The sequence below is a fragment of the Xanthomonas hawaiiensis genome (assembly GCF_031834635.1).
GTDB classification, from domain to species: Bacteria; Pseudomonadota; Gammaproteobacteria; order Xanthomonadales; family Xanthomonadaceae; genus Xanthomonas_A; species Xanthomonas_A sacchari.
Genome location: NZ_CP115873.1, coordinates 3,751,244 through 3,777,625 on the forward strand (window position 1 = coordinate 3,751,244; position 26,382 = coordinate 3,777,625).

23 protein-coding genes are annotated in these 26,382 nt (G+C 71.3%); 9 read left to right on the top strand and 14 right to left on the bottom strand.

Annotated elements, in window-relative coordinates; all coding sequences use genetic code 11:
- Positions 1-40: 40 nt before the first annotated feature.
- From leuC to leuB, 4 genes are read left to right on the top strand one after another with little or no spacing between them, the layout of a single operon-like run.
- Positions 41-1,456 carry a 3-isopropylmalate dehydratase large subunit gene (gene leuC / locus PG878_RS15990; RefSeq protein WP_209030851.1) on the top strand — a complete coding sequence of 472 codons (1,416 nt, stop codon included), beginning with the start codon at positions 41-43 and terminating at the stop codon, positions 1,454-1,456.
- The gene (locus PG878_RS15995) at positions 1,456-1,638 is read left to right on the top strand and encodes a hypothetical protein (RefSeq protein WP_209030850.1); all 183 of its coding nucleotides are present in this window, start codon (positions 1,456-1,458) and stop codon (positions 1,636-1,638) included. The genes leuC and PG878_RS15995 overlap by 1 nt, the downstream gene beginning before the upstream one ends.
- Positions 1,638-2,216, top strand: a complete 579-nt coding sequence (leuD, locus tag PG878_RS16000; protein WP_148828555.1) for a 3-isopropylmalate dehydratase small subunit — start codon at positions 1,638-1,640, stop codon at positions 2,214-2,216. Before PG878_RS15995 ends, leuD begins: the two co-directional genes overlap by 1 nt.
- Positions 2,206-3,267, top strand: a complete 1,062-nt coding sequence (leuB, locus tag PG878_RS16005) for a 3-isopropylmalate dehydrogenase (protein WP_209030849.1) — start codon at positions 2,206-2,208, stop codon at positions 3,265-3,267. Before leuD ends, leuB begins: the two co-directional genes overlap by 11 nt.
- A 180-nt stretch (positions 3,268-3,447) precedes the next feature.
- Here the strand turns inward: leuB and PG878_RS16010 are convergent, their stop codons facing one another.
- The 8 genes from PG878_RS16010 to PG878_RS16045 all read right to left on the bottom strand — a co-directional run bounded on the left by PG878_RS16010 (position 3,448) and on the right by PG878_RS16045 (position 12,949).
- Positions 3,448-6,453: a two-component regulator propeller domain-containing protein gene (locus tag PG878_RS16010; RefSeq protein ID WP_209030848.1), complete on the bottom strand. Its 3,006-nt coding sequence runs from the start codon at positions 6,451-6,453 to the stop codon at positions 3,448-3,450.
- 114 nt (positions 6,454-6,567) lie between these two features.
- Positions 6,568-7,944, bottom strand: a complete 1,377-nt coding sequence (locus PG878_RS16015; RefSeq protein ID WP_209031076.1) for an ATP-binding protein — start codon at positions 7,942-7,944, stop codon at positions 6,568-6,570.
- 17 nt (positions 7,945-7,961) lie between these two features.
- Positions 7,962-8,639 carry a response regulator transcription factor gene (locus PG878_RS16020; protein ID WP_209030847.1) on the bottom strand — a complete coding sequence of 226 codons (678 nt, stop codon included), beginning with the start codon at positions 8,637-8,639 and terminating at the stop codon, positions 7,962-7,964.
- A 21-nt stretch (positions 8,640-8,660) separates the two neighbouring features.
- Positions 8,661-9,314 carry a tetratricopeptide repeat protein gene (locus PG878_RS16025; RefSeq protein WP_209030846.1) on the bottom strand — a complete coding sequence of 218 codons (654 nt, stop codon included), beginning with the start codon at positions 9,312-9,314 and terminating at the stop codon, positions 8,661-8,663.
- Positions 9,311-10,129 (bottom strand): SDR family oxidoreductase, encoded by an 819-nt coding sequence (locus tag PG878_RS16030; protein ID WP_209031075.1) that lies wholly within the window; start codon positions 10,127-10,129, stop codon positions 9,311-9,313. Before PG878_RS16030 ends, PG878_RS16025 begins: the two co-directional genes overlap by 4 nt.
- Entirely contained in the window at positions 10,129-10,806 is a 678-nt protein-coding gene (locus PG878_RS16035) for an iron-containing redox enzyme family protein (protein ID WP_209030845.1), read from the bottom strand. Before PG878_RS16035 ends, PG878_RS16030 begins: the two co-directional genes overlap by 1 nt.
- Complete coding sequence (locus tag PG878_RS16040) at positions 10,803-12,296, bottom strand: AMP-binding protein (protein WP_209030844.1); 1,494 nt, start codon at positions 12,294-12,296, stop codon at positions 10,803-10,805. Before PG878_RS16040 ends, PG878_RS16035 begins: the two co-directional genes overlap by 4 nt.
- Positions 12,293-12,949, bottom strand: a complete 657-nt coding sequence (locus PG878_RS16045) for a thermostable hemolysin (RefSeq protein ID WP_209030843.1) — start codon at positions 12,947-12,949, stop codon at positions 12,293-12,295. Before PG878_RS16045 ends, PG878_RS16040 begins: the two co-directional genes overlap by 4 nt.
- A 220-nt stretch (positions 12,950-13,169) precedes the next feature.
- Between PG878_RS16045 and PG878_RS16050 the strand changes: the two genes are divergently transcribed.
- The 3 genes from PG878_RS16050 to PG878_RS16060 all read left to right on the top strand — a co-directional run bounded on the left by PG878_RS16050 (position 13,170) and on the right by PG878_RS16060 (position 16,003).
- Entirely contained in the window at positions 13,170-13,829 is a 660-nt protein-coding gene (locus PG878_RS16050; protein ID WP_209030842.1) for a TetR/AcrR family transcriptional regulator, read from the top strand.
- Between the two features lie 134 nt (positions 13,830-13,963).
- On the top strand, positions 13,964-14,623 hold the full coding sequence (locus PG878_RS16055) for a protein-L-isoaspartate O-methyltransferase family protein (protein WP_209030841.1): 660 nt from the start codon (positions 13,964-13,966) through the stop codon (positions 14,621-14,623).
- 18 nt (positions 14,624-14,641) lie between these two features.
- Complete coding sequence (locus PG878_RS16060; RefSeq protein ID WP_209030839.1) at positions 14,642-16,003, top strand: TolC family outer membrane protein; 1,362 nt, start codon at positions 14,642-14,644, stop codon at positions 16,001-16,003.
- Positions 16,004-16,454: 451 nt separating this feature from the next.
- Here the strand turns inward: PG878_RS16060 and waaA are convergent, their stop codons facing one another.
- The gene (waaA, locus tag PG878_RS16065; protein WP_209030837.1) at positions 16,455-17,774 is read right to left on the bottom strand and encodes a lipid IV(A) 3-deoxy-D-manno-octulosonic acid transferase; all 1,320 of its coding nucleotides are present in this window, start codon (positions 17,772-17,774) and stop codon (positions 16,455-16,457) included.
- 103 nt (positions 17,775-17,877) lie between these two features.
- Between waaA and PG878_RS16070 the strand changes: the two genes are divergently transcribed.
- Positions 17,878-18,825 (top strand): LpxL/LpxP family Kdo(2)-lipid IV(A) lauroyl/palmitoleoyl acyltransferase, encoded by a 948-nt coding sequence (locus PG878_RS16070; RefSeq protein WP_209030835.1) that lies wholly within the window; start codon positions 17,878-17,880, stop codon positions 18,823-18,825.
- 4 nt (positions 18,826-18,829) lie between these two features.
- On the opposite strand, the gene PG878_RS16075 is transcribed toward PG878_RS16070, so the two are convergent.
- The 3 genes from PG878_RS16075 to PG878_RS16085 are packed head-to-tail and all read right to left on the bottom strand — an operon-like array spanning position 18,830 to position 21,495.
- On the bottom strand, positions 18,830-20,185 hold the full coding sequence (locus tag PG878_RS16075) for an O-antigen ligase family protein (RefSeq protein WP_209030834.1): 1,356 nt from the start codon (positions 20,183-20,185) through the stop codon (positions 18,830-18,832).
- Positions 20,166-21,287, bottom strand: coding sequence for a glycosyltransferase (locus tag PG878_RS16080; protein WP_209030833.1), 1,122 nt, complete (start codon positions 21,285-21,287; stop codon positions 20,166-20,168). The genes PG878_RS16075 and PG878_RS16080 overlap by 20 nt, the downstream gene beginning before the upstream one ends.
- A gap of 10 nt (positions 21,288-21,297) precedes the next feature.
- A complete protein-coding gene (locus tag PG878_RS16085) occupies positions 21,298-21,495 on the bottom strand; it encodes a zinc-finger domain-containing protein (RefSeq protein ID WP_010344507.1) in 198 nt (65 codons plus the stop codon).
- A gap of 202 nt (positions 21,496-21,697) precedes the next feature.
- Between PG878_RS16085 and PG878_RS16090 the strand changes: the two genes are divergently transcribed.
- A complete protein-coding gene (locus PG878_RS16090) occupies positions 21,698-21,937 on the top strand; it encodes a helix-turn-helix domain-containing protein (RefSeq protein WP_244672594.1) in 240 nt (79 codons plus the stop codon).
- Positions 21,938-22,356: 419 nt separating this feature from the next.
- Here the strand turns inward: PG878_RS16090 and PG878_RS16095 are convergent, their stop codons facing one another.
- Entirely contained in the window at positions 22,357-24,642 is a 2,286-nt protein-coding gene (locus tag PG878_RS16095) for an NADP-dependent malic enzyme (protein ID WP_209030832.1), read from the bottom strand.
- 149 nt (positions 24,643-24,791) lie between these two features.
- Positions 24,792-26,153: a dicarboxylate/amino acid:cation symporter gene (locus PG878_RS16100; protein WP_209030831.1), complete on the bottom strand. Its 1,362-nt coding sequence runs from the start codon at positions 26,151-26,153 to the stop codon at positions 24,792-24,794.
- Between the last annotated feature and the right edge of the window lie 229 nt (positions 26,154-26,382).

Consider the following 26,382-nt stretch of genomic DNA (forward strand, 5'->3'; position numbering starts at 1 on the left):
TCGCCCTCCCCGCCCAGCTTTCCTGCCAGGTAGTTCCGCAATGTCCGCCACTCCCCGCACCCTGTACGACAAGCTGTGGGACGCGCATGTCGTCGTCCCCGAAAGCGCCGCCGCCCCGGCGGTGCTGTACATCGATCTGCACCTGATCCACGAAGTGACCTCGCCGCAGGCGTTCACCGAGCTCAAGACGCGCGGCCTGGCGCCGCGCCGGCCCGACCGCACCAAGGCGACGATGGACCATTCCACGCCGACCCTGCCGCGCGGCGCCGACGGCAAGCTGCCGTACTACACCCCGGCCTCCGAGGCGCAGGTGGACATGCTCGCGCGCAACTGCGCCGACTACGGCATCGAACTGTTCGACATGGGCTCGGACAACCGCGGCATCGTCCACGTGATCGCGCCGGAGCAGGGCTTCACCCAGCCCGGCATGACCATCGTCTGCGGCGACAGCCACACCTCCACGCATGGCGCGTTCGGCGCGCTGGCGTTCGGCATCGGCACCAGCGAGGTCGGCCACGTGCTGGCCACGCAATGCCTGCTGCAACGCAAGGCCAGGACCATGGCGATCACCGTCGACGGGCCGCTGGCACCGGGCGTCGGCGCCAAGGACGTGATCCTGCACATCATCGGCGTGATCGGGGTCAACGGCGGCACCGGCCACGTGCTGGAATACCGCGGCTCCACCATCGAGGCGATGGACATGGAGCAGCGCATGACCCTGTGCAACATGTCGATCGAGGCCGGCGCGCGCGCCGGCATGGTCGCGCCGGACCAGGTCACCTTCGACTGGGTCGCCAACACCCCGCGCGGCCCCAAGGGCGCCGACTTCGACGCCGCCGTGCAGCGCTGGTCGCAGTTGCGCAGCGATCCCGGCGCGCGCTTCGACGCCGAGGTGCGCATCGACGCGCGCGACATCCGCCCGACCCTGACCTGGGGCACCCACCCCGGCACCGCGATCGCGGTGGACGTGCCGATCCCGGCCGCGCAGGATCCGGCGGCGCAGAAGGGCCTGCACTACATGCACCTGGAAGCCGGGCACGCGCTGATCGGCACGCCGGTGGACGTGGTGTTCGTCGGGTCCTGCACCAACGGCCGGCTCAGCGACATGCGCGCCGTGGCGCAGGTGCTGCGCGGCCGCAAGGTGGCGCCGCACGTGCGCATGCTGGTGGTGCCGGGTTCGGAGATCGTCAAGCGCCAGGCCGAGGCCGAGGGCATCCACGAGGTGGTGCGCGCGGCCGGCGCGGAATGGCGCGAGTCCGGCTGCTCGATGTGCATCGCCATGAACGGCGACCTGGTGGCGCCGGGACAACTGGCGGTAAGCACCAGCAACCGCAATTTCGAGGGCCGCCAGGGCCCGGGCTCGCGCACCCTGCTGGCCTCGCCGCTGACCGCGGCCTGGGCGGCGGTGAACGGCAAGGTCAGCGATCCGCGCGCGCTGTTCGCGGAGGTCGCGTGATGGCGCCGCACATCGCCGCGTTCGCGGCCACGCTGACCTTCGTCGCCACCACCACCCGCGCCTTCGCGCATCGCCACCAGCCGCTGCTGCCGCCGCACGTGCCGCCTGCGGCGCTGCCGTCGCCAGCGGCCGACGCCGTGGCGCCCGCCCCCGACTCCATCGCTTCCCAGGAGACCCCGTGATGGCCGGCTTCGCCACCCTCACCTCGCGCAGCGTGGTGCTGCGCCAGACCAACATCGACACCGACCAGATCATCCCGGCGCGGTTCCTGTCCACCACCGAGCGCGCCGGCCTCGGCCGCCACGCGTTCAACGACTGGCGCTGGCAGGCCGACGGCACGCCGAATCCCGAGTTCGCCTTCAACCAGGCGCACAACGCCGGCCGCCAGATCCTGCTGGCCGGGCGCAACTTCGGCTGTGGCTCCTCGCGCGAGCATGCGCCGTGGGCGCTGACCGACCTGGGCCTGCGCGCCATCGTCAGCAGCGAGATCGCCGACATCTTCCGCAACAACAGCCTCAAGAACGGCCTGCTGCCGATCGTGCTGGCCGAGGACGACGTGCAGACGCTGATGCAGCGCCCGGACGACGCGCTGACCGTGGACGTGGCCGCGCGCGAACTGCGCACGCCCGACGGCCGCGTCTACGCCTTCCCGCTCGACGCGTTCTCGCAGACCTGCCTGCTCGAAGGCGTGGACGAGATGGGCTACCTGCTGCTGCGCCAACCCGACATCGAACGCTACGAGGCCACCCATGCACGCTGACATCGTCGTCCTGCCCGGCGACGGCATCGGTCCGGAAGTCGCCGCCGCCGCGGTCGCGGTGCTGCGCGCCGTCGCCGCGCGCCACGGCCACGACTTCCAGTTCCACGAACACGACATCGGCGGCATCGCCATCGACCGCCACGGCGAGCCGCTGCCGGCGGCCACGCTGACCGCCTGCCAGGGTGCCGATGCGGTGCTGCTGGGTGCGGTCGGCGGACCGAAGTGGTCCGACCCCAACGCCAAGGTGCGCCCCGAACAGGGCCTGCTGGCGATCCGCCGCGGCCTGGGCCTGTTCGCCAACCTGCGCCCGGTCAAGCCGCACCAGGCGGCACTGGACGCCTCGCCGATCAAGCCGCACCTGCTGCAGGGCGTGGACATCGTGGTGGTGCGCGAACTGACCGGCGGCATCTACTTCGGCGACAAGACCCGCAGCGCCAGCGACGCCAGCGACCTGTGCCGCTACACCGTCGCGGAGATCGAGCGAGTGCTGCGCAGCGCGTTCCGCCTGGCCCGGCAGCGCCGCAATCACGTGGTCTCGGTGGACAAGGCCAACGTGCTGGAAACCTCGCGACTGTGGCGCGACGTCGCCGCGCGCATCGGCCGCGAGGAATTCCCGGACGTGCGCCTGGAACACCAACTGGTCGATTCGATGGCCATGCACCTGCTGGCCAAGCCGCGCGAGTACGACGTGATCGTCACCGAGAACATGTTCGGCGACATCCTCACCGACGAAGCCTCGATGCTCGCCGGCTCGCTGGGCCTGCTGCCATCGGCCTCGCTGGGCGATGGCCGCATCGGCCTGTACGAGCCGATCCACGGGTCGGCGCCGGACATCGCCGGCAAGGGCATCGCCAACCCCTACGCGACCATCCTCAGCGCCGCACTGCTGCTGCGCCACTCGCTGGGCCTGGAAGCCGAGGCGGCGGCGATCGAGCAGGCGGTGGATGCCGCGCTCGAGGCGCAGGCGTTCACTGCCGATCTCGCCGCGCCCGGCCAGGGCATCTCCACCGAAGCCGCCACGCAGGCGGTGCTGCAGCGCCTGCAGGGCTGATCCGCGCCGGCGCCCTGGCGCCGGCCATTTCCCGCCCGCCGCGACGATGCGGCGGGTGCGGAACGCTCCACTGGAACGCCCCCACGCGCTTCGCGGCGCCTGCCTGGCGCCTGCGCGCGCTTCCCACCCAACCTGCGTCGCCGCGCAACCGCCGCGCGGCGCCCGTGTTGCGACAGCGCCCTAGCCGACCACCCGATCGCGGCCTTCGCGCTTGGCCTGGTACAGGAGCTTGTCGGCCTTCACCAGCAGGTCGCGGCGCGTGCGCAGGGTCGGCGACACGCAGGCGAAGCCGATGCTGGCGGTGAAGCGCACCGCGCGCCCGTCGTCGTCGTACAGCACCAGGTCGGCGATGCGCACGCGCAACGCGTCCAGGCGCATGCGCGCCGGTTCCTGGTCCAGGCCGGGCAGCACCAGCAGGAATTCCTCGCCACCGTGGCGCGCGGCGAACGCCTGCTCGCCGAGGCTGGCGCGCAGCGCCTCGCCGACCCGGCGCAGCACCTCGTCGCCGATCTCATGGCCGTGCGCGTCGTTGATCTTCTTGAAGTGGTCGATGTCCAGCAGCGCCACGCACAAGGGCGTGCGCGTGCTCAGCGCCCGCTCCAGCGCCGCGTTGAGGTAGGGATCGCCGGTGCGCCGGTTGGGCAGGCCGGTCAGCGCATCGTGGCCGGCCTGGTAGGCGAGCTTGCGCACCAGATCCTCGCGTTCGAGGTTGGCCAGCTTCAAGGCCAGGTTCTTGGCCTTCAGCTCGTGGGTACGCTCGGCGATGATGGTGTTGAGGCGGCGCTGGCGGCGCCGGTAGCGATGGCTGCGGCCGCGGTACCACCACAGGATCAGGCCGGTCGCGCACAGGGCCACCAGCACCACGAACGGCCAGCGCTCCCAGAACGGCGGCACCACCTGCAACTGCAGCGAGGCGCTGCCGATGCGTTCGCTGCGCGACCAGTCCAGCGGACTGGTCATCGCCTGCACGTCCAGGCGATAGCTGCCCGACGGCAGGTTGGTGTAGACGGCCTCCTCGCTGCTGCCGGCATCGACCCACTGACGGTCGAATCCCTGCAGGCGGTAGCGGTAGCGCACCTTGTCCGGCGAACGGAAGCTCAGCCCGGCATAGCCGACCGCGAGCCGGGCGATGCCGCCGTGCAGGCGGTACTCGCCGCGCAGCGGCTGCGCCACGCCATCCACCTGCACGTGGGAGATCACCAGCGGCGGCGCCCGCACGTCGCGCCGGCTCGGCAGCGCCGGATCGATCAGCGCCAGGCCGGCCGAGGTCGGGATCAGCAACACCCCGTCGCGGCTGCGCCAACCGGCCGGCGCGGTGCTGCCGTTGCCCTGCACGCTGGGCATGCCGTCGCTGCGGTCGACCACGTCCACCGCCAGGGTGCTGCGCTGGCCGGCGTCCAGTTCCGCCAGGCGCGCACGCGCGATGCGCAGCACGCCGCGATTGCTGTTGGCCCACAGGTTGCCGTTGCCGTCGTCGAGCAACCGGAACAGCTTGTCGCGCGGCAGGCCGACGCGGTGGTCGTAGATGCGCCACTGCCCGCCGCGCAGCCGCAGCAGGCCGCGGTCACTGGCGACCCACAGGGTGCCGTCGGCATCTTCGAGGAAGTCGAAGGCGTTCTGCGCCGGGAAGCCGTGGCCGCTCGGCCGCGCCCGCAGCGTGCCGTCCGCGGCGAGCGTAGCGATGCCCTGGCTGGTGCCGATCCACAGCACGCCGGCGCGGTCGCGGTACAGCGCCTGCACCTGCCGCCCCGGCAAGCCGTCGGCGCTGCCGTAGGCCCGCGTGCGATCGCCCTTGCGGTACAGCAGCCCCTCGTTGCCGCCGATCCACAGGCCACCATCGGCGTCGGCCAGCAGCGCCCGCACCATGCTCCGCGGCACGCCCGCGGCCACGCCCAGGCGCTGCCGGATGGTGCCGTCGGCCGACAGCAGCAGCACGCCCTGGTCGTAGGTGCCCACCCACATGCCGCCGTCGCGCGCGGCGGCCAGCGCCAGCACCGACGGATCGCGGCCCGCGCGTTCGCTCAGCCGCACCCCACGGATGCGGCCGCCCTGCCAGCGGTCGAGACCGGCGGCATGGCCGATCCAGATCGCGCCATCGGCGTTCTGCTGGACAACGCGCACGTAGTCGCTGCCCAGCCCGTCCTGGCGGGTCAGGCCGCCCGCGTCGCCCTTGGCGACGCGGAACAGGCCTTCGGTACTGCCGGCCCAGACCAGGCCTTCGTGATCTTCGATCAGCGCCGGGCTGACCACGCCGGAAATCGACAGCACTTCGTCGCTGGCGCCGTTGCCGGCGCGCCGCAGCAGTTGCCCGCTGGACAGGCTCATCCACAGTTGGCCGTCGCGGTCCTGCAGCGCGGCATCGACGCGCTGGCCGCGGCGCAGCCATTGCAGGCTGTCATTGGCGCCGAGCCAGAACAGGCCTTCGTCGCTGGCCGCCAGCAGGCCGCCGTGGCGGTCGGGCGCCAGGCGCCGGATCGACGCCGTGCGCATCGCCGGCGCGCCCCAGGGTTGCGCGCGCGTGCCATGCGCGGTCAGCCGGAACAGCCCTTGCGGCGTCCCCACCAGCACCGCATCGCGGTAGCGCAGCAGCGCGGCGATGCGGGTCCTGCCCAGCCCCGCGGCGGCGCCGACATCGACCAGGCGGCCGTCGGCCTCGATCCGGAACAGGCCGTCCTCGCTGCCCACCCACAGCCCGCCATCGGCATCGCGCAGCAGCGCGGTGACCCGCAGCCGTTGTGCGCGCGCATCGCCCAGATGCTCCCAGCGCCCGGCGGCGTAGCGGAACACGCCGTCGTAGGCGGTGCCGACCAGCATGCCGCCGTCGGCGTCGGCGAGCAGCGCGAACACCCCCGACAGCTCCATGCCCGGCGTGCTCTGCCGATCGAAGACGGTGAAGGCGCGGCCGTCGAAACGCGCCACGCCTTCCCAGGTGCCGACCCAGATCATGCCGTCGCGGTCCTGCGCCAGCGCGTGCACCAGGTTGTGCGGCAGCCCCTCCTGCATGGTCCAGCGCGCGATCACCGGGCGCTCGAGCACCGCGCGTTCGGTCAGCGCCGCAGCCGGTTCGGCGCGGGCGACGACATTGGCGCAGCACAACGCCAGCAACAGGCACAGACCCACGCCCAAGCGGCGACACAGCGCGTGCGCGCCGTCGCGAATATCGTGACGCCGATCCCCCTGTTCCATCCTTTCCGAATCACACCGGCAACGGCGCGCGGGTACCCCCCTGTGGGCAGATGGCTAATCTATCACCGCCTGTTCGGCGCCGATGTCAGGGTGTTCCTGACGCCCAGGCCGCATTCACGGCGGCAGCGGCAAGGTCACGCAAACGCGCAGGCCACCCAGGGTCGGGGAGGCGTCCAGGGTCACCTCGCCACCGTGCGCGGTCACCACCTCGCGCACGATCGCCAGGCCCAGGCCGCTGCCCTCCACGCCGCTGCCCAGTTCACGGTGGAAGCGTGCGAACACCCGCTCGCGCGCCTCGGCCGGGATGCCGGGGCCGGAATCCTCGACGCTGAAGCAGACCCCATCGCGCCCGGCGCACAGCGCCACCTCGACCTGGCCCTGCGGCGGCGCGTAGCGCAACGCGTTGTCGATCAGGTTGCGCACCAGCGCCGACAGCGCCGCCTCGTTGGCCGGCAACCGCGCCGGGTCGTTGCGGCGCAGGTGCAGGTGCTGGCCGCGGCGCGCGGCCAGGTCGTGCGCCTCCTCCACCTGCAGCGCCACCAGCGCGTCCAGCGCCAGCGGCGCCAGCGTCGCGGCGGCAGCCCCCGGCTCGACCCGGCTCAGGGTCAGCAACTGCGCGACCAGCCGCTCCACCCGCCGCACGCTGGCGTCCAGGTGCCGCTGCGAGTCGGCGCGCTCGTCGGCATCGCGGGCCTGCCGCAGGTTGTCGGCGTGCACCTTCAGCGCGGCGATCGGGGTGCGCAGTTCGTGCGCGGCGTCGGCGATGAAGCGGCGTTCGCGCTCCAGCGCGGTCTGCAGGCGCCGCATCAGCCCGTTGACCGCGGCGACCAGGCCGAGGATCTCGCGCGGCACGCCCTGCAGCGGCAGCGGCTCCAGCCGCTGCGGGTCGCGCTCGCCGATCTCTTGCGACACCCGGCTCAACGCGCCGCTGGCCCAGTTCACCAGCAGCCACACCAGCACCACCAGCACCGGCAGCGCCAGCAGCAGCGGCAAGGCCGTGCCCAGCGCGATGTCCTCGGCCAGTTCCTCGCGGATATCGGCCTGTTCGCCGGTCTGGAACCAGCGCCCGCCCGGCGAGCGCAGGCTGAAGGTGCGCCAGCGGTCGCCATCCAGCGTCACGTCGGCGAAGCCGGCGCGCAGCGGCGCCAGTTGCCGGGTCGGCCCGCTGTCCGAGCGCAGCAGCAGATGGCCGTTGCCATCGCGTACCTGGAACGCCAGCTTGCTTTCGTAGGCATGTCCGGTGCGGAACGCCAGCGCCTCGCCCACCCCCTGCGCCTGGCCATGCCAGCCGTGGATCACGATGGCATCGCCGGCCGGCCCCAGCCGCGACAGATCGTCCAGCGGTTCGTCGACCAGGCTCAGCAGCACCCGCGAGGACTGCACCAGCTTGGCGTCGAACATCTCGCCGGCCTCCTGCAGGCCGGCACGGTAGCTCAGCAGCGCGGTCAGCGCGAACACCGGCACCACCACGCCCAGCAGGCCGCCCAGCAAGCGTCGCCGCATCGAACTCATGGCGCCGCCGTCGCGGCCTGGGTGTCGAGCGCGTAGCCGACCCCGCGCACGGTGCGGATCAGCGCCGGATCGAGCTTGCGCCGCAACTGGTGCACGTGCACGTCCACCGCATTGCTGGCCACGTCCTCGTCCCAGCCGTACAGCCGCTGCTGGATCGAATCGCGGGCGATGGCGCGACCGTGGCGCTCGGCCAACAGCCACAGCAGGGCGAACTCGCGCCGGGTCAGGTCCAGCGCACGGCCGCGCCAGCGCACCGCCAGGCGCTCGGGGTCCAGGTGCAACGCGCCGATCTCCAGTTGCGGCGTGGCGCGGCCGGCGCTGCGTCGCAGCAGCGCACGCGTGCGCGCCAGCAGTTCGGTGGTGTCGAAGGGCTTGCCCAGATAATCGTCGGCGCCCACGTCCAGGCCCAGCGCGCGATCGGCCGGCCGTTCGCGCGCGCTGAGCACCAGGATCGGCACGTCGGCGCCGAGCTGGCGGGTGCGCCGGATCACCTCCAGCCCGTCCATCCGCGGCAGGCCCAGGTCCAGCAGCACCAGGTCGATGTCGCCATCGCCGATCGCAGCCAGCGCGGCGGCACCGTCCTGCACCCAGTCCACCGAATAGGCGGCGCGGCGCAACGCGGTGCGGATGCCTTCTCCCAGCGACAGATCGTCTTCCACCAGCAGGATGCGCATGGCCGCAGTGTGGGCGGCCGCTCAGCGGCTGGCAAGATGCGGTTCGACCTCGCGCAGCGCCGCCTGGATCTGCTGGCGGCGGCCGTGGTCGGCCACCTCGCGGCCGGGCCGCGGCGCCGCCGCCAGGGCCTTGCGCAAGGCGGCGGCAGCGCCGCTCCAGTCCTTCTGCGCGCGCAGGAAATCGCCGTAGAAGTAATTGGCGTCGATGCCGTCCGGATCGTACTGCAGGCCCTGCTGCAACAAGGTCCGCGCCTTGGCGTCGTCGCCGAAGCCCACCGGCCAGCCCGGCACCTGGTAGTACAGCGCGCCCAGGCTGGTGCAGGCGGCGCCGTTCAAGGCCGCCGGGTCCAGTGCCAGCGCCTGCTCGAAGTCGCCGCGGGCGCGCTTGACCAGGGCGAGCGCGCCGAGTCCGCCGCGTTCGTTGGCCTCGCTGGACAGCACGATGCCCTCCCAGATCAGCGCCGCCGGATCGCGCGGCGCCGCCTGCCTGGCCACGCCCGCCTGCGTGGCCAGGCGGGCATAGGCCTGCAGGCGTTGCGGCTTCGGGGTCTGGTAGGCGATCTGCGCCCACTGGTCGCGCACCGCGGCGACCGCGGGCATCAGCGGCGTGGCGGCAGCCGCACCCAGCGGCGACAGCGCAAGCAACAGGAACAACACACGCGAGCGGTATTTCATCGGGCATCTCCAAATCGGGAAGGAACACGCGCGGCATGCCGGCGTACCACCGGCAACTGCGCTTTCAGGCTGCGGTCCACCAGTCCCGGCAAGGCGCCGTTGAGGCGGGCGAAGAGCTTTTCCGGCCAGCCGATCTGCAGGCGGCGGTCGCCGCGTTCGATCGCCTGACGCAACGCGCGCGCCACCCGTTCGGGCGTATCCGCACCGACCTTCAGTTCCTGGTTCATCGCATCCACCTGCGCGGTGTTGAACGCCGTGCGGGTGGCGCGCGGCGCCAGGTACTGGAAGCGCACATGGCTGTCGGCGTACTCGCGCGCCAGCGCCTCGAACAGGCCGCGCAGGCCGAACTTGCTGGCGCTGTAGCCGGCGAAACCGGGAAAACCCAGGCTACCGAAGGTCGAGCCGACCGCCACCACCGTGGCCTGGGGCTGCGCCTGCAGCAACGGCAGCAACGCGCGCACCAGCAACATCGGCGCCATCAGGTTGGTGTCCAGCAGTTGCCGCAGATCCTGCTCGGACTGCTCGGCGAACAGGCCGAAGCCGCTCTGCGCATGGGCGATCAGCAGCAGCGAGGGACGGATCGGCAAGGCCCCGGCGGCGCCGAGCAACTGCGCGCGCCCGGCCGGCGTGGACAGATCCAGCGGCAGCGGCAGCACCCGCCCCTGCGGATGCCGGCCGGCGACCTGCGCCAGCCGCATCGGGTCGCGGCCGACCGCCAGCACGCAGGCGCCGGCGGCCACCAGTTCGTCGCAAAGGGCGGCGCCGATGCCGCCGCTGGCGCCGGTGAGAATCACGCTGCGTCCGTTGAGATCCATCATGCGGCCTCCGCCATGGGCAGCGCCGGCTGGACGCGCAGGCTGCGGAAAATGTCGCCGTACAGGCCGTAGAAGCGCTTGGCCGCATGCACCACGGCGCGCTGATCGTCGGCGTCGTCGAGGCGGTCCATCAGGCCTTCGAAGAAGCCGGCGTGCTCGATGTCCAGGTCGCCGTGCGAGCGCAGGTAGCTGAAGGCATTGCGCGGCAGGCCCAGCGAGATCTCGATGCTCTCGGCCGCGCGCGTGGCCAGCGCCACGCTGGTGCCTTCCAGCACCAGCACCATGCCGAAGAAGCCGACCGGATTGCCGCGGGCGATGGTGTCGTAGGCGTAGGCCACCATCAGCTCGGTCGCCGCCGAGGGCATCGATGCGGCGGCGGCGGCGCGGTCGGCGCCGCAGGCGGCCAGGTCGTCGAGGATCCACTCCTGGTGGCCCAACTCTTCCTCGATGTACTCGGCCACCGCGCTGCGCAGCCATTCCAGCCGTGCCGGCAGGCGCGCGCCGCAGGCCATCAGCAAGGGCACGGTGTGGCGTACGTGGTGATAGGCCTGGCCGAGGAAGGCGACATAGTCGGCGCGGGCGATCTGCCCGGCCAGGGCGGTCTGGATGATCGGGATGGCGATCAGGTCGGCGCGTTCGGCCTGGGTCTCGGCGAGCAGCCGGGCATGGAAACTCATTGGAAGGCTCCTGGGGCGGGATCGGGTTCGAGTTCGGCATAGCGCTGCGCCACGGCGTCGGCGTAGCGCTGCAGGATGGCGTCGCGGCGCGGGCGGCCGTTGCCGGTGAGCAGGCCGTCGGCGGCGCTGAACGGCGCGGCGGCGCGCACGAAGCCGGCGACGCGGGCGTAATCGGGCAGGCCGGCATTGACCTCGGCCAGCGCCCCTTGCAGCGCGGCGTCGTCTTCGCCGGGTCGGCGCGGCCACAGCACCGCCAGGTTGTGCGCACGCGCCTCGCCGCACACCACCGCCTGCGCGATCAGCGGATGCTGCAGCAATTCGCTTTCCACCCACTCCGGCGAGACGTTGCGGCCGAACGCGGTGATGAACACATGCTTGCGGCGGCCGGTGATGTGGACGAAGCCGTCGGCGTCGACATGGCCCAGGTCGCCGGTGGCGATCGGCCCCGGCGCCGGGCCGGAGGCGCCCAGGTAGCCCAGGCAGCGCACGCCTTCGACCTGCAACTCGCCATCGATCACCTGCACACGCGCATGCGGCAGCGGCCGCCCGACGCTGCCCAGGCGCTGCGCCTCGGGTCGGTTCAAGGCCACCACCGAGGCGCATTCGGTCAGGCCGTAGCCTTCGAACACCGGCAACTGCAGCGCCGCCGCCCGGCGCAGCAGGCCCGGGCCGACGCGGCCGCCGCCGACCGCCAGGTAGCGCAACGAGCCAGGCAGCGGCACGCCGCGCTCGGCGGCCATGACCAGCGCCAGCAGCAACTGCGGCACCAGGATCACGCTGTGCGGCTGGTAGCGGTGCAGGCAGGCGATCAGGGTCGGAATGTCGAGGCCGGCGGCGCCGCTGTAGCCGATCTCGGCCAGCGACGGCAGCGCGATCTGCGCGCCCGACAGCAACGGTGCGTACAGGCCGCCGACGTTTTCCAGCAGCGTCGACAGCGGCATCAGGCACAGGTGCCGGCGCGGCGCCAGCGCCGAGGCGGCGTCGGCCAGCGAATCGGCCACCTGCAGCAACGCGTCGGCACTCAGGCACACGCCCTTGGGCTGGCCGGTGGTGCCGGAGGTGTAGGTGATGCAGCCGGTGCCCGCGGGCAGCGCCACCGGCGCCTGCGCCAGGCGCCGGCACGCCAGGCCCGGCTCCGGCAGGCGCAGCGCCTCGCCGTCGAGGCCGGCCAGCGCAGGGCCCGGCGCCGCGACCAGCGCCTGCGCACCGCTGCTGGCCAGCGCGTACTGCGCCTGCGCCGGGCTGAAGAAGGTCGGCAGTGGCACGTGCACGCCGCCACGCAGGCGGATCGCCAGGTCCAGCAGCAGCCACTCGGGACCGTTGTCCAGGCGGCTGGCCACGCAATGCAACCCATGCCGCTGCAGCGCATCGGCCAGGCGCTGTGCGCGCTCGACCAGATCGCGCTCGGGCAGCGCCCCATCGGCGTAAAGCACCCGCGTGGCGTCGCCGCGCAAGCCGGCCAGCAGTTCGGGGACGCCGGGCGCGCTCACGGCGCCCCCGCCAGGCAGGCGCGGAACGTCGGCAGCACGCCGTGGCGTGGTTCCGCCTCGCGCTGCAGGAAGGCGTGCCCGGCGGCGATGTCGCCGAACATCAGCCGCGGCTGCGCCGCGTAGTAGTCGCCCCAGTCGCTGGGATCGTCGCGCAGGTCCTGGCCGCGCGCCTCGCCCAGCTCCACCGTCGCCAGGTGCAGGCGGTCGAAGGCGTTGCGCAGTTGCCGGGTCGCCACGAACAGCACCCAGCGCAGGCCCGCGCCATGCAGGGTGCAGGTCAGCGCGCGGATCATCGCCCGCGCATCGCCGGCGTGCTCGGCGGCGAAATTGCCCACCTCCACCAGTTCGCTGCGCACCACCCGCCGCGGCATCCGCTCGGCGATCGCCAGCTCGGCCGGCTGCGCCAGGTACTGCTCGACGAACAGCGGGCCCTCGCTGGCGCAGCGCAGGCCCAGCGCCGCCTGCAGGCGACCGTCGGCGCCGTGGTAGGCGAGCAGGTGCGGAAGGAAACCGCGCAGGACCGCGCCGTAGCGCTCGCGGTAGACCCGGGCGATGAAGGCTTCCACCTGGGCGCGGTCGGGATGCAGGGCATCCACCAGCACGGGGTCGGCGAAGCGGAAACCGGAAGCGGCGGAGAGGGGGACGATGGCCATGGCGGCATCGTCGGGGCGGCCGATTAGGCGACCATGAGCCCGATGTTAGGCAAATGTAAGCCGCGCATAAGCAAAGCATTGGACGGCGATGCCGCCACGGCCCGACAGGCCGATCGGCGCATGTCCTGCCCGGTCCCCCACGCCGGTCGAACGCAGCGTCACAATAATGAACCAGCGGGTCTAGTATAAATATCGAACCGACTGGTCTAGTATTGCCGCCATGGTCAGCAAATCACCCGCCGCCGCCAAGCCCTCCTCCCGTCCCGCCGGACCCGGCCGCCCCAAGGACATGGGCAAACGTGCCGCGATCCTGGAAGCGGCGCGGGAGATGTTCACCGAACTGGGCTTCGGCGGGGTCAGCATGGACGGCATCGCCGCCCGCGCCGGCGTCTCCAAGCTCACCGTCTACAGCCACTATGGCGACAAGGAGACCCTGTTCGCCGAGGCGGTGCGCGCGCAATGCCAGGCGCTGCTGCCGGACGACCTGTTCGGGCACGCGCTCAAGGGTCCCCTGCGCGCCCAGTTGCTGGACATCGGCCAGGCCTTCTTCGCCATGATCAGCAGCGAGGCGGCGATGGCCACCCACCGCATGATGCTGACCCCCGGCACCGGCGACGACCACGTCCGCGAGATGTTCTGGAATGCCGGCCCCAAGCGCACCCAGCAGGACCTGGCGCGATTGCTGCAGGCCCACGTCGCCGCCGGCGAACTGGACATCGCCGACCTGGACCTGGCCGCCTCGCAGTTCTTCTGCCTGGTCAAGGGCGAGTTGTACTCGCTGATGATGTGCGGCCTGTGCCGCGACGCCAGCCAGGAGCGGATCCGCGCCCATGTCGAGGCCAGCATCGACTTCTTCCTGCGTGCCTATGCGGTGCGCTAGCCCGGCCGTCCGGCCATTCCCCGGTGCCGATGACTTCCGGCACTGCGCGCCGGGCCGTCCGGCGGCGATGCTGCGGCATACGCCCGGCCTCCGTGCCGGCTAAAATGCCCGGCCCTCCGCGTTGGATGCCCGAAATGACGATCGACTACTCCCAAGCCCGCGAAAAGATGGTGGAACAGCAGGTCCGTCCCTGGGACGTGCTGGACCTGCGCGTGCTCGACGTGCTGTCGCGGCTGCCGCGCGAGACCTTCGTGCCGCCGGCCCACCGCGCCGTGGCCTATGCCGACCTGGAGATTCCGCTGGGCCACGGCCAGTCCATGATGAAGCCGGTCATCGAAGGCCGCATGTTGCAGGCCCTGGACCTGCAGCCGGGCGAGGACGTGCTGGAGATCGGCACCGGCAGCGGCTTCGTCAGCGCCTGCCTGGGCGAACTCGGCCGCGAAGTGGTCAGCCTGGAGATCGAGCCGGCCCTGGCCGCCGCCGCGCGCGCCAACCTGGACGCCGCCGGCCTGGGCAGCAACGTCCGCATCGAGACCGCCGACGCCTTCGCCTGGAACAGCGAGCGCCGCTTCGACGTGGTCTGCGTCACCGCCGCGGTCACCGAGATCCCGGCGCAGTTCCTGGCCTGGCTGCGTCCCGGCGGGCGCCTGTTCGCGATCCGCGGCCGCGCGCCGGTCATGGAAGCGGTGCTGGTGCATGCCGACGCCGGCGCGCCGCGCACGGAATCGCTGTTCGAAACCGACCTGGCGTACTACCTGCGAGGCGCAGCGCCAGTCCCCCAGTTCACATTCTGATCCATCAAGGAAGCCGCAATGATCCGCCGATCCCTCGTCCTGGCGCTGGCCGCCGCGCTGTTTCCGTTGGCCGCCAACGCCACGGACCTGCTGCAAGTCTACGAAATGGCCCGCAACAGCGACCCGCAGTTGGCCTCCGCGGAATCGACCCGGCTGTACGACAAGGAGGGCGAAGTGCAGGCGCGCGCCGCGCTGCTGCCGCAGCTCAACGGCAGTGCATCGCTGCAGCGCAGCCATAGCGAGATCGAGCGCGGCACCGGCGAGCTGTCCGGCACCAGCAAGAGCCGCAGCTACGCCGTGCAGGGCCAGCAGACCCTGGTCAACTTCGCGCAGTTCTCCAACCTGCGCGCGCAGAAGGCGCGCAGCCTGGCCGCCGACTACACCCTGGATTCGGCCAACGACGACCTGATCGTGCGCACCTCGGCGGCCTACTTCAACGTGCTGGTGGCGATCGAGTCGCTGGTCGCCGCCGAGACCAACGAAGCCGCCGCCAAGAAGCAGTTCGACTACGCCGACAAGCGCCTGGAAGTGGGCCTGGCGCCGATCACCGACGTGCACGAAGCCCGCGCCGAGTACGACCAGGCCCGCGCCGACACGATCACCGCGCGCAATTCGCTGCAGGACCTGTACCAGGCGCTGACCGAGATCACCGGCCAGCCGGTGCGCGACCTGCGCGGCCTGCCGGAGGATTTCCGTCCGCAACTGCCGGCCACCGGCGGCGACATCGACAGCCTGATCGCCTCGGCGCTGGACAAGAATCCGTCGCTGCGTTCGTACCAGTACCAGGTGCAGGCCGCCGAGGCCAGCGTCTCGGCCGCGCGCGCCGGGCACCTGCCGACGCTGAACCTGGCCGCCAGCGCCGGCCGCGATGCGACCTGGGGCGACGGCGTCTCCGGCAGCAATTCGCCGCGTGCCGACAGCAACACCATCGGCGTCACCCTGAACATCCCGATCTTCGCCGGCGGCGCCACCCAGTCGGCGGTGCGCCAGGCGCTGGCGCAGCGCGACATCGCCCAGGACACGTACGAACTTCAGAAGCGCGCGCTCGACCGCAACACCCGCAACGCCTACCAGACGGTGGTGGCCGGGATCAGCGAGATCGAGGCGCGGCGCCTGGCGGTGGTCTCGGCGCAGGCCGCGTTCGACGCCTCGCAGGTCGGCCTGGAAGTGGGCACCCGCACCGTGCTGGACGTGGTGCAGAACCAGCGCACCCTGTACCAGGCGCAATTGGCCTACGCGCAGGCGCGCTACAACTTCCTGCAGAACCGCCTGCTGCTGAGCCAGGCGCTCGGCTCGCTGGACGTGGCCGAGGTGCAGTCGATCAACGCGCTGCTGACCCAGAGCGCCGAATCCAAGCTCAACTCCACCAGCACGCAGTAAGCGCGTTCGCTCGCGCACCCATCGAAACGGCGGGCCTTCGGGTCCGCCGTTTTGTTTTGGGGAGCCACGGGCGGCGATGTGTCAGGCGCCCCGTTCCCGCCTGCCGGTCGCGGCTGAAGCCGCTCCTACAAGTGCGCACTCGCCATGCGACACGCGCCGTGCAGCGTCGCCCGCCATCTGGCAAAGAGAACGCCGTCCTGACCGTGACACGACAATCCGGCAGCCCCACTGTAGGAGGGACTTCAGTCCCGACGCGCTGCGCGATGGAAGGGGCGGAATAGGCGAACGGAGAGTGTCATGCGTCGCGACTGAAGTCGCTCCCACACGGGTCTTTCTGGGAGACGGAAAAGGAGGCTGGCGCAGCAACCGTAGGAGCGGCTTCAGCCGCGACGCGCTTTACCGGTGACGCCCGTCGCGCCTGAAGGACGCCCGCATCCCGGCGCGACGCACGTCAGTCCTCCGCACTCGCCTCGCCCGCCAGCGGCGGCAGATGCGGCGCGATCAGTTGCAGGGTCCGTTGCAGCGCGCCGCGACCGTTGGCGACCAGCGCGCAGCCGGCCTCGGCCATCTGCTTGCGCGCCTCCGCGTCGCCCAGCAGGGTCTGCAGCGCCGCGCACACGGCGCCGGCATCCTCGCAGATGGCCACCGCACCGGCCTCGCGCATGCGCCGCGAGATTTCGGAGAAGTTGTGCAGGTGCGGGCCGGTGACCGACGGCGTGCCGACCGCCGCCGGCTCCAGCAGGTTGTGGCCGCCGATCGGCTGCAGGCTGCCGCCGACGAAGGCCACCTGGGCGCAGGCGTAGAAGCCCATCAACTCGCCCAGCGTATCGATCACGAAGACCGCATCGTCGGCACCCGGCCACTGCTGCTGGCGGCGCGTGGCCACGCGCCACCCCTGGTCGCGCGCCAGCGCCTCGACCTTGGCGAAACGTTCCGGATGCCGCGGCGCCCACAGCAGCAGCAGGTCCGGCCAGTGCCGGCGCAGTTGCCGGTGCATCTCGATCACCGCCGCTTCCTCGCCGTCATGGGTGCTGGCGGCGATCCACACCGGGCGCGCCGCCGGCACGCGCTCGCGGAACGCGGCGACGACCTCCGGCAGGTGCGCGGGCGCGGCGATGTCGAACTTCAGGTTGCCCAGCGCGCGCACCTGCTCGGCGCGCGCGCCCAGCGCGACGAAGCGCTCGGCGTCCTCCTGCGACTGCGCCGCCACGCAGGTGACGGTGCGCAGCGCGCGTCCGATCAACGGCCGCAGCACCCGGTAGCCGCGCAGCGAACGCGCCGACAGCCGCGCGTTGAGCACGTACACCGGAATGCCGCGGTCGCGGCAGCCGAACAGCATGTTCGGCCACAGCTCGGTCTCCAGGATCAGCGCCAGGCTCGGGCGGAAGTGCTGCAGGAAGCGGCCGACGCTGCCGGGCACGTCGTAGGGCAGGTACACGTGGTCGAGGGCGTCGCCCCACAGCGCGCGCACCCGCTCCGAGCCGGTCGGGGTGATCGTGGTGATCACCCAGCGGATGTCCGGACGCTGCGCGCGCAGCGCGTTGACCACCGGCGCGGCGACGTTGACCTCGCCCACCGAGACCGCGTGCAGCCACACCCGCGGACGCCCGCGCGCCTGCGAGTACGAGGCGTAGCGCTCGTCCCAGCGCTGGAAATACTGGCGCACGCGGAAGCCGCGCCAGACCAGGTGATAGACGGTGACCGGCAGCAGCAGATAGAGCACGGCCGAGTACAGGCCGCGCAGCAGCCGCTCGATGAAATCGTTGCGCATCCGGACAGCATAGCCGGTTGCGCCGGGACGGCGGCAGACGATCGCCATGCGCCCAGCAGTGCGCGCCGACGCGGCCGTACGCGTGCCCGGCTAAACTTGGCGCATGTCTGCCGCCCCCACTCCGCCCGCGTCCGCGACCCAGGCCGCACCGCCGCCACGCTCGCCCCGCCACTGGCCCACCTGGCTGCTGCTCGGCCTGGCGGTGATCGCCGCACGCCTGCCATGGCTGTTGCAACGCGCCCTGGGCCGCGGCATCGGCTGGCTGGCGCTGCGCCTGGCCGGCACCCGCCGCCACGCCGCCGAGGTGAACCTGACACTGTGCTTCCCGGAGCAGAGCGAGTCCTGGCGCGCGCGCCTGCTGCGCGACAGCTTCGATGCGCTGGGCGTGGGCGTGTTCGAATTCGCCCGCGCCTGGTGGGGCGGCATCGGCGCGATTCGCCGGCGCACCCGCATCGAGGGCCTGGAACACCTGCAGGCGCTGCAGGCGCAAGGCCGCGGCGTGCTGCTGGTGTCGGGCCACTTCATGACCCTGGAGATCTGCGGCCGCCTGCTGTGCGATCACGTGCCGCTGGCCGGCATGTACCGGCGCCACCGCAATCCGGTGTTCGAATGGGCGGTCAAGCGCGGCCGCCTGCGCTACGCCACCGCCATGTTCGCCAACGAGGACCTGCGCGGCAGCGTGCGCCACCTCAAGCGCGGCGGTTTCCTGTGGTACGCGCCGGACCAGGACATGCGCGGCAAGGACACGGTGTTCGTGCCGTTCTTCGGCATGCCCGCGGCGACCATCACCGCCACCCACCAGCTGGCGCGACTGACCGGCTGCGCGGTGGTGCCGTACTTCCATCGCCGCGAAGGCGCCGACTACATCCTGCGCATCGCCCCGCCGCTGCCGGACTTCCCGTCGGAGGACATGGTCGCCGACACCGCGCGGGTCAACGCCGCCATTGAGGCGATGGTGCGCGAGGCGCCGGCGCAGTATCTGTGGATCCACCGCCGCTTCAAGCGCCAGCCAGGCGGCCGCAGCGACTTCTACGAGCGCCAGCGCGGCTGAGCGCTCACCCCGGCGTCGCGGCGTCCGCGCGCTCGGCCGGTTCGGGGTCGTTGGCGAGCAGGGCGCCGGCGTACAGGCCGATCAGCAGCATGGTCAGCGCGCCCCAGAACGACGAGTAGAAGGCCAGGTGGGTGTTGAACGGGAACACCGTGATCAGCAGCGCCTGCATGGCCGGCCGTGCGCGCTCGCGCGCCTGCGCCGACGCATAGCGCCACGCGCGCCATGCCTGTGCGGCACCGGCCAGCCACAGCAGCAGGCCGATCACGCCGGTCTCGGCGAGCACCTCGAGCACGATCTGGTGGGCATGGAACGCCGGTTCGCGCCCCCATTCCCCGCCATGGCTCGGGTCAGGGTCGCACCCGACGTAGGCCTCGCGGAAGCCGCGCACGCCGACGCCGTTGATCGGGTGCTGGCGGATCATGCACCAGGCCGCGGTCCAGATCTGCGCGCGTCCGGTCAGCGCGGCGTTGAGGTCGGCCGGATGCCCGCTGAGCGCGCGCGCGGTGCGCTCGAAGCGGTCGTGCACCTGCGGCGACACCACGCCCAGCACACCGGCCCCCAGCAGCGCGGCCACGCCCAGCGCCAGCAGCTTGCGCGCGCCGAGCAGGCGCCAGCCCGACAGCACCAGCAGCAGCGCATAGGTCACCCACGACGCGCGCGATCCGGCCAGCACCAGCACCACGCCCACCGCGCCCGCCGCAAGCAGCCAGCCCCAGGCGCCGCCGCGGCGCCCCGCCACCCACAGCAGGAACGGCGACACGCTGGCCAGCACCTGGCCGAACTTCAGGTTGCACGGGCCGAACACGCCGCTGAGGCGATCGGCCAGGGCGATCTCCTGCGGCGTGCACAGGCCGTGGTGGCTGATCGCCCACTTCAGTTGGTCCATCGACCAGAACAGCGGGCTGGTGCCGCACAGCGCCTGCGCCAGCGCGTCCACGGTCCAGATCGCCGCGATCGCCGCCAGGCCGTTGAAGGTGGTGCGGCGCCCGCGCGGCGTCGCCACGGCCATCGCCACCAGCCACAGGAACGGCAGGAAGCGCAGGTCCACCGCCGATTCGCGCAGGGCCAGCGGCACGTCCACCGCGCCGAACGCCGACAGCGGCTGCGGCAGCCAGTAGGTGAGGAACAGCAGCGTGGTCAGCGCCCAGGCCGGACCGCTGAGCAGGCGCGCGCCGCCGCGGAAGCGGCTGTGCAGCAGCCGCGCCAGGGTGACCAGGGCGCCCAGCGCCAGCACGCCTGCGGCCAGGCCGGGCGCCGGCCACAGCGCGACGAACACCAGCACCCACACCGGCGCCCAGCGTTCGCGGACCTCGGGCAAGTGGGAAGCGGACAGGGAACCGTCAGGGCCGGAGTTCGTCATAGATCGCCAGGGTGCTGCGCTGCATCGCCTGCAGCGTATAGGGAAGCGTGGCCGGCGGCGCCGGTGGTTGCGCCAGCAGCGCGCGCGCGGCCGCCACCAGGGCCGTGGCGTCGAACGTCGCCACTGCGCCTGCGGGCTGCAGTTCTGCCAGCAGTTCGCCGACTCCGCCATGCGCCCAGCCCAGCACCGGTCGCCCGACCGCCAGCGCCTCGACCACGGTGCGGCCGAACGCCTCGGGCTTGCGCGAGAGTTGCAGCACCAGGTCGCTGGCGGCGTAGGCCTCGGCGATGCGGGCGGTCGGCGGCGTGAACGCCACCGCGTCGGCCACGCCGAGCGATGCCGCCTCGGCCTCCAGTTCGCGCACATACGCGTCTCGCCCGGGCTCGCGCGCGCCGGGCAGCCACAGCCGCGCATCCGCGGCCACGCCGCCCTCGCCGCGCAGCGCGACCAGCAGGCGCAGCGCGTCGACGTGGCCCTTCAGGCGCGTGCCGCGCCCCGGCAACAGCAGCAGCGGCCCATTGCCGGCCAACGCCGGCGCCTGGCTGACGGCCCACGCCCGCGCCTGCGCATCGGGCCAGGGACTTCGCGGGAACTGCGCCGGATCGATGCCGCGCGGCACCACCCGCAGGCGCGCCGGGTCGGTCTGCGGATAGTGCTGCAGCACGTAGGCGCGCACGGTCTCGGACACGCAGATGACCCGCTCGCCGCGGGTCATCACCGCGCTGTAGCGGCTCGGCGAATTGAGCCCGTGCACGGTGGTGACCAGGCGCGGACGCTGCGCCGCCGGCACGCCCTGCAACGCGCGCCAGCCCAGCCAGGCCGGCAGCCGCGAGCGCGCGTGCACGATGTCGGCGCGCTCGCGCGCGAACAGCCGCCGCAGCGCCGGCACGTGGCGCAGGGTCAGCAAGGACTTGCGGCCGATGTCCAGGGCGATGTGCTCGGCGCCGGTGGCGGCCAGCGCCGGGAGCAAGCGGCCGCCGGCCGAAACCACCACGGCGCGATGCCCGGCGTCGACCAGAGCCTGGGCGATTTCCAGCGTGGACCGCTCGACGCCGCCGGACTCCAGCGCCGGCAGCAACTGCACCACGGTCAGGCGGTGCATCGAACCCGGATCAGTCGACCAGCACGAAGACCGCGCCGCAGTACGGGCACTTGGCTTCCAGGCCCGGCTCGTCCTCGATCGGCAGGTAGACCCGCGGATGCGAGTTCCACAGCGCCATCTCCGGCGTCGGGCAGCTCAGCGGCAGGTCGGCGCGGCGCACCTCGTAGCGCGTCTGGGCGTTGGCGGGCGCGGTGGCGGTATGGCTCATGGCGGTGGGGACACGGCGAAAAGGGACAGGCGATTCTAGCAGCCCGCCCCCGGGCCGGGCGCGGGCCGCAGCGGCGATCGCGAGCGGTCCTTTCACGCGCCTTTCCGGTTCGCTTGATACGGAACCGACGCACCACTATGCTGGCATCACGCGGCGCCGACATGCCGCTTTGAGGTGTCTCGTGGATATAGGTGTGCGTTTGATGCAGGCGCGGCGAAATGCCGGTTTCACACTGCGCGAGCTTGCCGCCTTGTTGGGCGTGGCGCATAGCACCCTGGGTCATTGGGAGAACAACCGTTCGGTTCCCAATGCCCGGCATTTGCTGAAGATCGCCGAACTTACTGGCGTCGACGCATATGTGCTGCTGACCGGCAAGCCTTCCAAGCTGAACCAGGCCGACGGCGACAACCTGCCGCTGCCGGTGGGCAAGCGCATGGCCTGAACGGGGCGCGGCGCCGCCGGCGCCGCCTTCGTGCCTGGCCTCCCCTCGCGCGGCCTTCGTGCCGGCCGCGCACGCAGCGATGCGAATGGCACTGCGGCACTCGGTGTCGCCCACGTATGAAAGCGTTTTCAGTCTCGACCTTTCGATCCCTCCCCTAGCGTCTCTCTCGCCCGAACGGTCCCGCAGCCGCGGCCATCGCGGCGCCGCTACTGTTCTCCTCTCGCCCCACACCATTGCGCGCAACCAGCGCAGGCCTCTGCGTGCGCGAAACGCCGGCGCGGCAGATGCGATTCGCCTGCAATGCGGGAATGCCCAGGCCGATGCGCCGCCGCATCAGCGGCAGCGCATCGGCACAGCGAACGTGGGCATCACCGACGAACGCACGGCGCGCGACGCGTGCCGGCGCCGCGATGCGGCGCTTACTTCTCCGCGTCGCGTTGCTTGCGGATCTGCGCATCGACCGCGGCGATCGCGGTCATGTTCATCACCCGGCGCGAAGTGGCGCTGGTGGTGAGGATGTGCACCGGCTTGGAGATGCCCATCAAGATCGGGCCGATCGCCACGCCGTCGGTGAACACGCGCACCAGGTTGTAGGCGATGTTGGCCGCTTCCAGGTTCGGCAGCACGAACAGGTTGGCGCGGCCCTTGAGCGTGCTGTTGGGCATGATCTGCTTGCGCAGCGCCTCGTCCCACGCGGTGTCGCCCTGCATCTCGCCGTCGATGTTGAGTTCGGGTTTGCGCTTGAGCAGCGCCTCGCGCACCTGGCGCATCTTCAGCGCGTCGCGCGAATCGTGGCTGCCGAAGTTGGAATGCGACAGCAGCGCGATGTTCGGCTCGATGCCGAACAGCTTCAGGCGATAGGCGGCCTGCAGCGTGGCCTCGACGATCTGCTCCACGCTCGGGTCTTCCTGCACGTGGGTGTCGACGAAGAAGAACGCGCCCTGCTGGTTGATCACGCCGGTCATCGCCGAGGTCGAGCTGACCCGCGGCTCCAGCGGAATCACGCTGCGCGCGTAGCCGAGCTTCTTGTGGAAGCGGCCGACCACGCCGGTGAGCAGCGCATCGGCTTCGCCGCGCGCGACCATCACCGCGGCGATCAGCGTCGGCCGCGAGCGCATCAGCTCCTTGGCCGCGGTGACGGTGACGCCGCGGCGCTCGGTCAGCGCGTGGTAGTACTGCCAGTAGTCGTTGAAGCGCGGGTCGTCGTGGATGTTGGTGATCTCGAAATCCACGCCGGCGGTGATGCGCAGGCCCAGGCGCTGGATGCGCGCCTCGATCACGTCCGGGCGGCCGATCAGGATCGGGAACGCCAGACCCTCGTCGATCACGCTCTGCACTGCGCGCAGCACCACTTCTTCTTCGCCCTCGGCGTACACCACGCGCTGCTTGTCGGCGCGGGCGCGGTCGTACACCGGCTTCATCATCAGGCTGGTGCGGTAGACGAACTGGCTGAGCTTGTCGCGGTAGGCAGCCATGTCGGCGATCGGCCGCGTGGCCACCCCCGAATCCATCGCCGCCTGCGCCACCGCCGAGGACAGCTCGACCAGCAGGCGCGGATCCAGCGGCCGCGGGATCAGGTAGTCGGGGCCGAAGCTCGGCGTCTCGCCGCCATAGGCCGCGCCGAGGTCGGAGGCCTCGCGCCGCGCCATTGCCGCGATCGCCTTGACGCAGGCGATCTTCATCTCCTCGTTGATGCCGGTGGCGCCGACGTCGATGGCGCCACGGAACAGATAGGGGAAGCACAGCACGTTGTTGATCTGGTTCGGATAGTCCGAACGGCCGGTGCCGATGATCGCGTCCGGGCGCACCGCCTTGGCCGCCTCCGGGGTGATCTCCGGATTCGGATTGGCCAAAGCGAAGATCACCGGCTGCGGCGCCATCGTCGCCACCATCTCCGGCTTGAGGATGCCCGCGGCCGACAGGCCGAGGAAGATATCCGCGCCCTCGACGATCTCGGCCAGCGTGCGCTTGTCGGTGTCGCGGGCGTAGCGCGCCTTGTCCGGGTCCAGGTCGGTGCGGCCGGTATGGATCACGCCGTCGCGGTCCAGCGCCAGGATGTTCTCCGGCTTCAGGCCCAGCGACACCAGCATGTTGACGCAGGAAATGCCCGCCGCGCCCATGCCGGTGGTGGCCAGCTTGACCTCTTCGATCTTCTTGCCGGTGACCACCAGCGCGTTGAGCACGGCAGCGCCGACGATGATCGCGGTGCCGTGCTGGTCGTCGTGGAACACCGGGATGTTCATGCGCTCGCGCAGCTTGCGCTCGACGATGAAGCACTCCGGCGCCTTGATGTCTTCCAGGTTGATGCCGCCGAAGGTCGGCTCGAGGCTGGCGATGATGTCGACCAGCTTGTCCGGATCGTTCTCGTTGATCTCGATGTCGAACACGTCGATGCCGGCGAACTTCTGGAACAGCACGCCCTTGCCTTCCATCACCGGCTTGGATGCCAGCGGGCCGATGTTGCCCAGGCCCAGCACCGCGGTGCCGTTGCTGATCACCGCCACCAGGTTGCCGCGCGCGGTCAGTTCGCTGGCCTGTTTCGGATCGGCGACGATGGCCTCGCAGGCGAAGGCCACGCCCGGCGAATAGGCCAGGGAGAGATCGCGCTGGGTCAGCATGGGCTTGGTCGCGGAGACCTTGATCTTGCCCGGCGGCTGCTGGCGGTGATAGTCGAGGGCGGCCTGTTTGAAATCGTCGTTTGACATCGAGAGCTTCTTTTGTCGAAAGGCGCGGAGGCCCGGAATTCTACCCCCAGCCGCAGGAGCGGTCCTGTCTGGCGGCTGTCGCCAGGGCCTTGGGCGCCGGCAAAAACGCGACGCGCCGGCAAGGCCGGCGCGTCGTGCGGTGCAGCGGATCAGCGCGTGGCGAGCGGTTCGGCCGCCACCGCGGGCAGCGGCACGGCCTCGCCATCCAGGGCCAGGCGCAGGCGATCGCGATCCAGTGCGTTCTCCCAGCGCGAGACCACCACGGTGGCCACCGCATTGCCCATGAAGTTGGTCAGCGAGCGGCACTCGCTCATGAAGCGGTCCACGCCCAGGATCAGCGCCATGCCGGCCACCGGCACCTCCGGCACCACCGCCAGCGTCGCCGCCAGGGTGATGAAGCCGGCGCCGGTCACGCCGGCCGCGCCCTTGGAGCTGAGCATCGCCACCAGCAGCAGCGTGATCTGATGGCCGAGGGTGAGTTCGGTGTTGGTGGCCTGGGCGATGAACAGCGCCGCCAGGGTCATGTAGATGTTGGTACCGTCGAGATTGAAGGAGTAACCGGTGGGCACCACCAGGCCGACCACCGACTTCTCGCAGCCGGCGCGTTCCATCTTCTCCATCAGCGACGGCAGCGCCGATTCGGACGAGGACGTGCCCAGCACCAACAGCAGCTCCGCCTTCAGATAGCGGATCAGCTTGAAGATGGAGAACCCGCATAGATACGCCACGACGCCCAGGATCACCACCACGAACAGCAAGGAGGTGACGTAGAACGAACCGACCAGCCAGGCAAGCTGCACCAGCGAGTGCAGACCGTGTTCGCCGATGGTGTAGGCGATCGCGCCCAGCGCGCCGATCGGCGCGGTCTTCATCAGGATGTGCACCAGCTTGAACACCGGCGCGATCAGCGCCTCCAGCAGGTTCACCACCGGCCTGCCACGCTCGCCGACCAGGGCCAGCGACACACCGAACAGCACGGCGACGAACAGCACCTGCAGCACATTGGGGCCGGCCAGCTTGCCGTTGACCACTTGGTCGCCGGTGAACGCGCCGATCAGCGAATTGGGAATGATGTCCATCAGGAAGCCGACCAGGGTCAGGTCGTGCGACTTCTGCACGTAGCTGGCGACCTTGCTCTGGTCCAGCGTCGCCAGGTTGACGTTCATGCCCGCGCCGGGCTGCACCACGTGCGCGACGATCATGCCCACCACCAGCGCCAGGGTGGAGAAGAACAGGAAGTACACCATCGCCTTGCCGAACACCCGGCCCACCATCTTCAGCTGGGTCATGCCGGCGATGCCGGTGACGATGGTCAGGAAGATCACCGGCGCGATGATCATCTTCACCAGCTTGATGAAGGCATCGGCCAGCGGCTTGAGCTGGGTGGCGAACTGCGGCTCCAGATGACCGAGGACGGCACCGATGACGATGGCCACCAGCACCTGGACGTACGTGTGCCGGTAGAACGGCACAGGCCGCGGCGGCGTGGCCGGGGAAGTTGAGATGTGCATCGAAAGTGCTCCGGGACGGTCCGCCCACCCGACGCGGGTCGCGGAATGCTGCCTTTGTACGCGTCGCCAGCGTCTAAGCAGATAACCTATTGGTACTAGGCCCGGCGCCGCGCCGTGTCGACGCGGTTACAGTGGCGCGGCAGGCTCACGGAAGGGCTGACGCAACGCCGCACGCAGACGCCGCCCCTCGCGGCCGACGGCGGCGCCGTCGCCATCGCAGCGCACGTCT

Coding starts and splice junctions, on each gene's coding strand:
- PG878_RS16085 (WP_010344507.1), bottom strand. CDS start 21,495: ATGAGCCATACCGCCACCGCGCCCGCCAACGCCCAGACGCGCTACGAG.
- PG878_RS16095 (WP_209030832.1), bottom strand. CDS start 24,642: ATGTCAAACGACGATTTCAAACAGGCCGCCCTCGACTATCACCGCCAG.
- PG878_RS16025 (WP_209030846.1), bottom strand. CDS start 9,314: ATGAAATACCGCTCGCGTGTGTTGTTCCTGTTGCTTGCGCTGTCGCCG.
- PG878_RS16080 (WP_209030833.1), bottom strand. CDS start 21,287: ATGCACCGCCTGACCGTGGTGCAGTTGCTGCCGGCGCTGGAGTCCGGC.
- PG878_RS16090 (WP_244672594.1), top strand. CDS start 21,698: ATGCAGGCGCGGCGAAATGCCGGTTTCACACTGCGCGAGCTTGCCGCC.
- PG878_RS16010 (WP_209030848.1), bottom strand. CDS start 6,453: ATGGAACAGGGGGATCGGCGTCACGATATTCGCGACGGCGCGCACGCG.
- leuB (WP_209030849.1), top strand. CDS start 2,206: ATGCACGCTGACATCGTCGTCCTGCCCGGCGACGGCATCGGTCCGGAA.
- PG878_RS16060 (WP_209030839.1), top strand. CDS start 14,642: ATGATCCGCCGATCCCTCGTCCTGGCGCTGGCCGCCGCGCTGTTTCCG.
- leuC (WP_209030851.1), top strand. CDS start 41: ATGTCCGCCACTCCCCGCACCCTGTACGACAAGCTGTGGGACGCGCAT.
- PG878_RS16020 (WP_209030847.1), bottom strand. CDS start 8,639: ATGCGCATCCTGCTGGTGGAAGACGATCTGTCGCTGGGAGAAGGCATC.
- PG878_RS16045 (WP_209030843.1), bottom strand. CDS start 12,949: ATGGCCATCGTCCCCCTCTCCGCCGCTTCCGGTTTCCGCTTCGCCGAC.
- PG878_RS15995 (WP_209030850.1), top strand. CDS start 1,456: ATGGCGCCGCACATCGCCGCGTTCGCGGCCACGCTGACCTTCGTCGCC.
- PG878_RS16070 (WP_209030835.1), top strand. CDS start 17,878: ATGTCTGCCGCCCCCACTCCGCCCGCGTCCGCGACCCAGGCCGCACCG.
- waaA (WP_209030837.1), bottom strand. CDS start 17,774: ATGCGCAACGATTTCATCGAGCGGCTGCTGCGCGGCCTGTACTCGGCC.
- PG878_RS16100 (WP_209030831.1), bottom strand. CDS start 26,153: ATGCACATCTCAACTTCCCCGGCCACGCCGCCGCGGCCTGTGCCGTTC.
- PG878_RS16075 (WP_209030834.1), bottom strand. CDS start 20,185: ATGACGAACTCCGGCCCTGACGGTTCCCTGTCCGCTTCCCACTTGCCC.
- PG878_RS16030 (WP_209031075.1), bottom strand. CDS start 10,129: ATGGATCTCAACGGACGCAGCGTGATTCTCACCGGCGCCAGCGGCGGC.
- leuD (WP_148828555.1), top strand. CDS start 1,638: ATGGCCGGCTTCGCCACCCTCACCTCGCGCAGCGTGGTGCTGCGCCAG.
- PG878_RS16055 (WP_209030841.1), top strand. CDS start 13,964: ATGACGATCGACTACTCCCAAGCCCGCGAAAAGATGGTGGAACAGCAG.
- PG878_RS16050 (WP_209030842.1), top strand. CDS start 13,170: ATGGTCAGCAAATCACCCGCCGCCGCCAAGCCCTCCTCCCGTCCCGCC.
- PG878_RS16035 (WP_209030845.1), bottom strand. CDS start 10,806: ATGAGTTTCCATGCCCGGCTGCTCGCCGAGACCCAGGCCGAACGCGCC.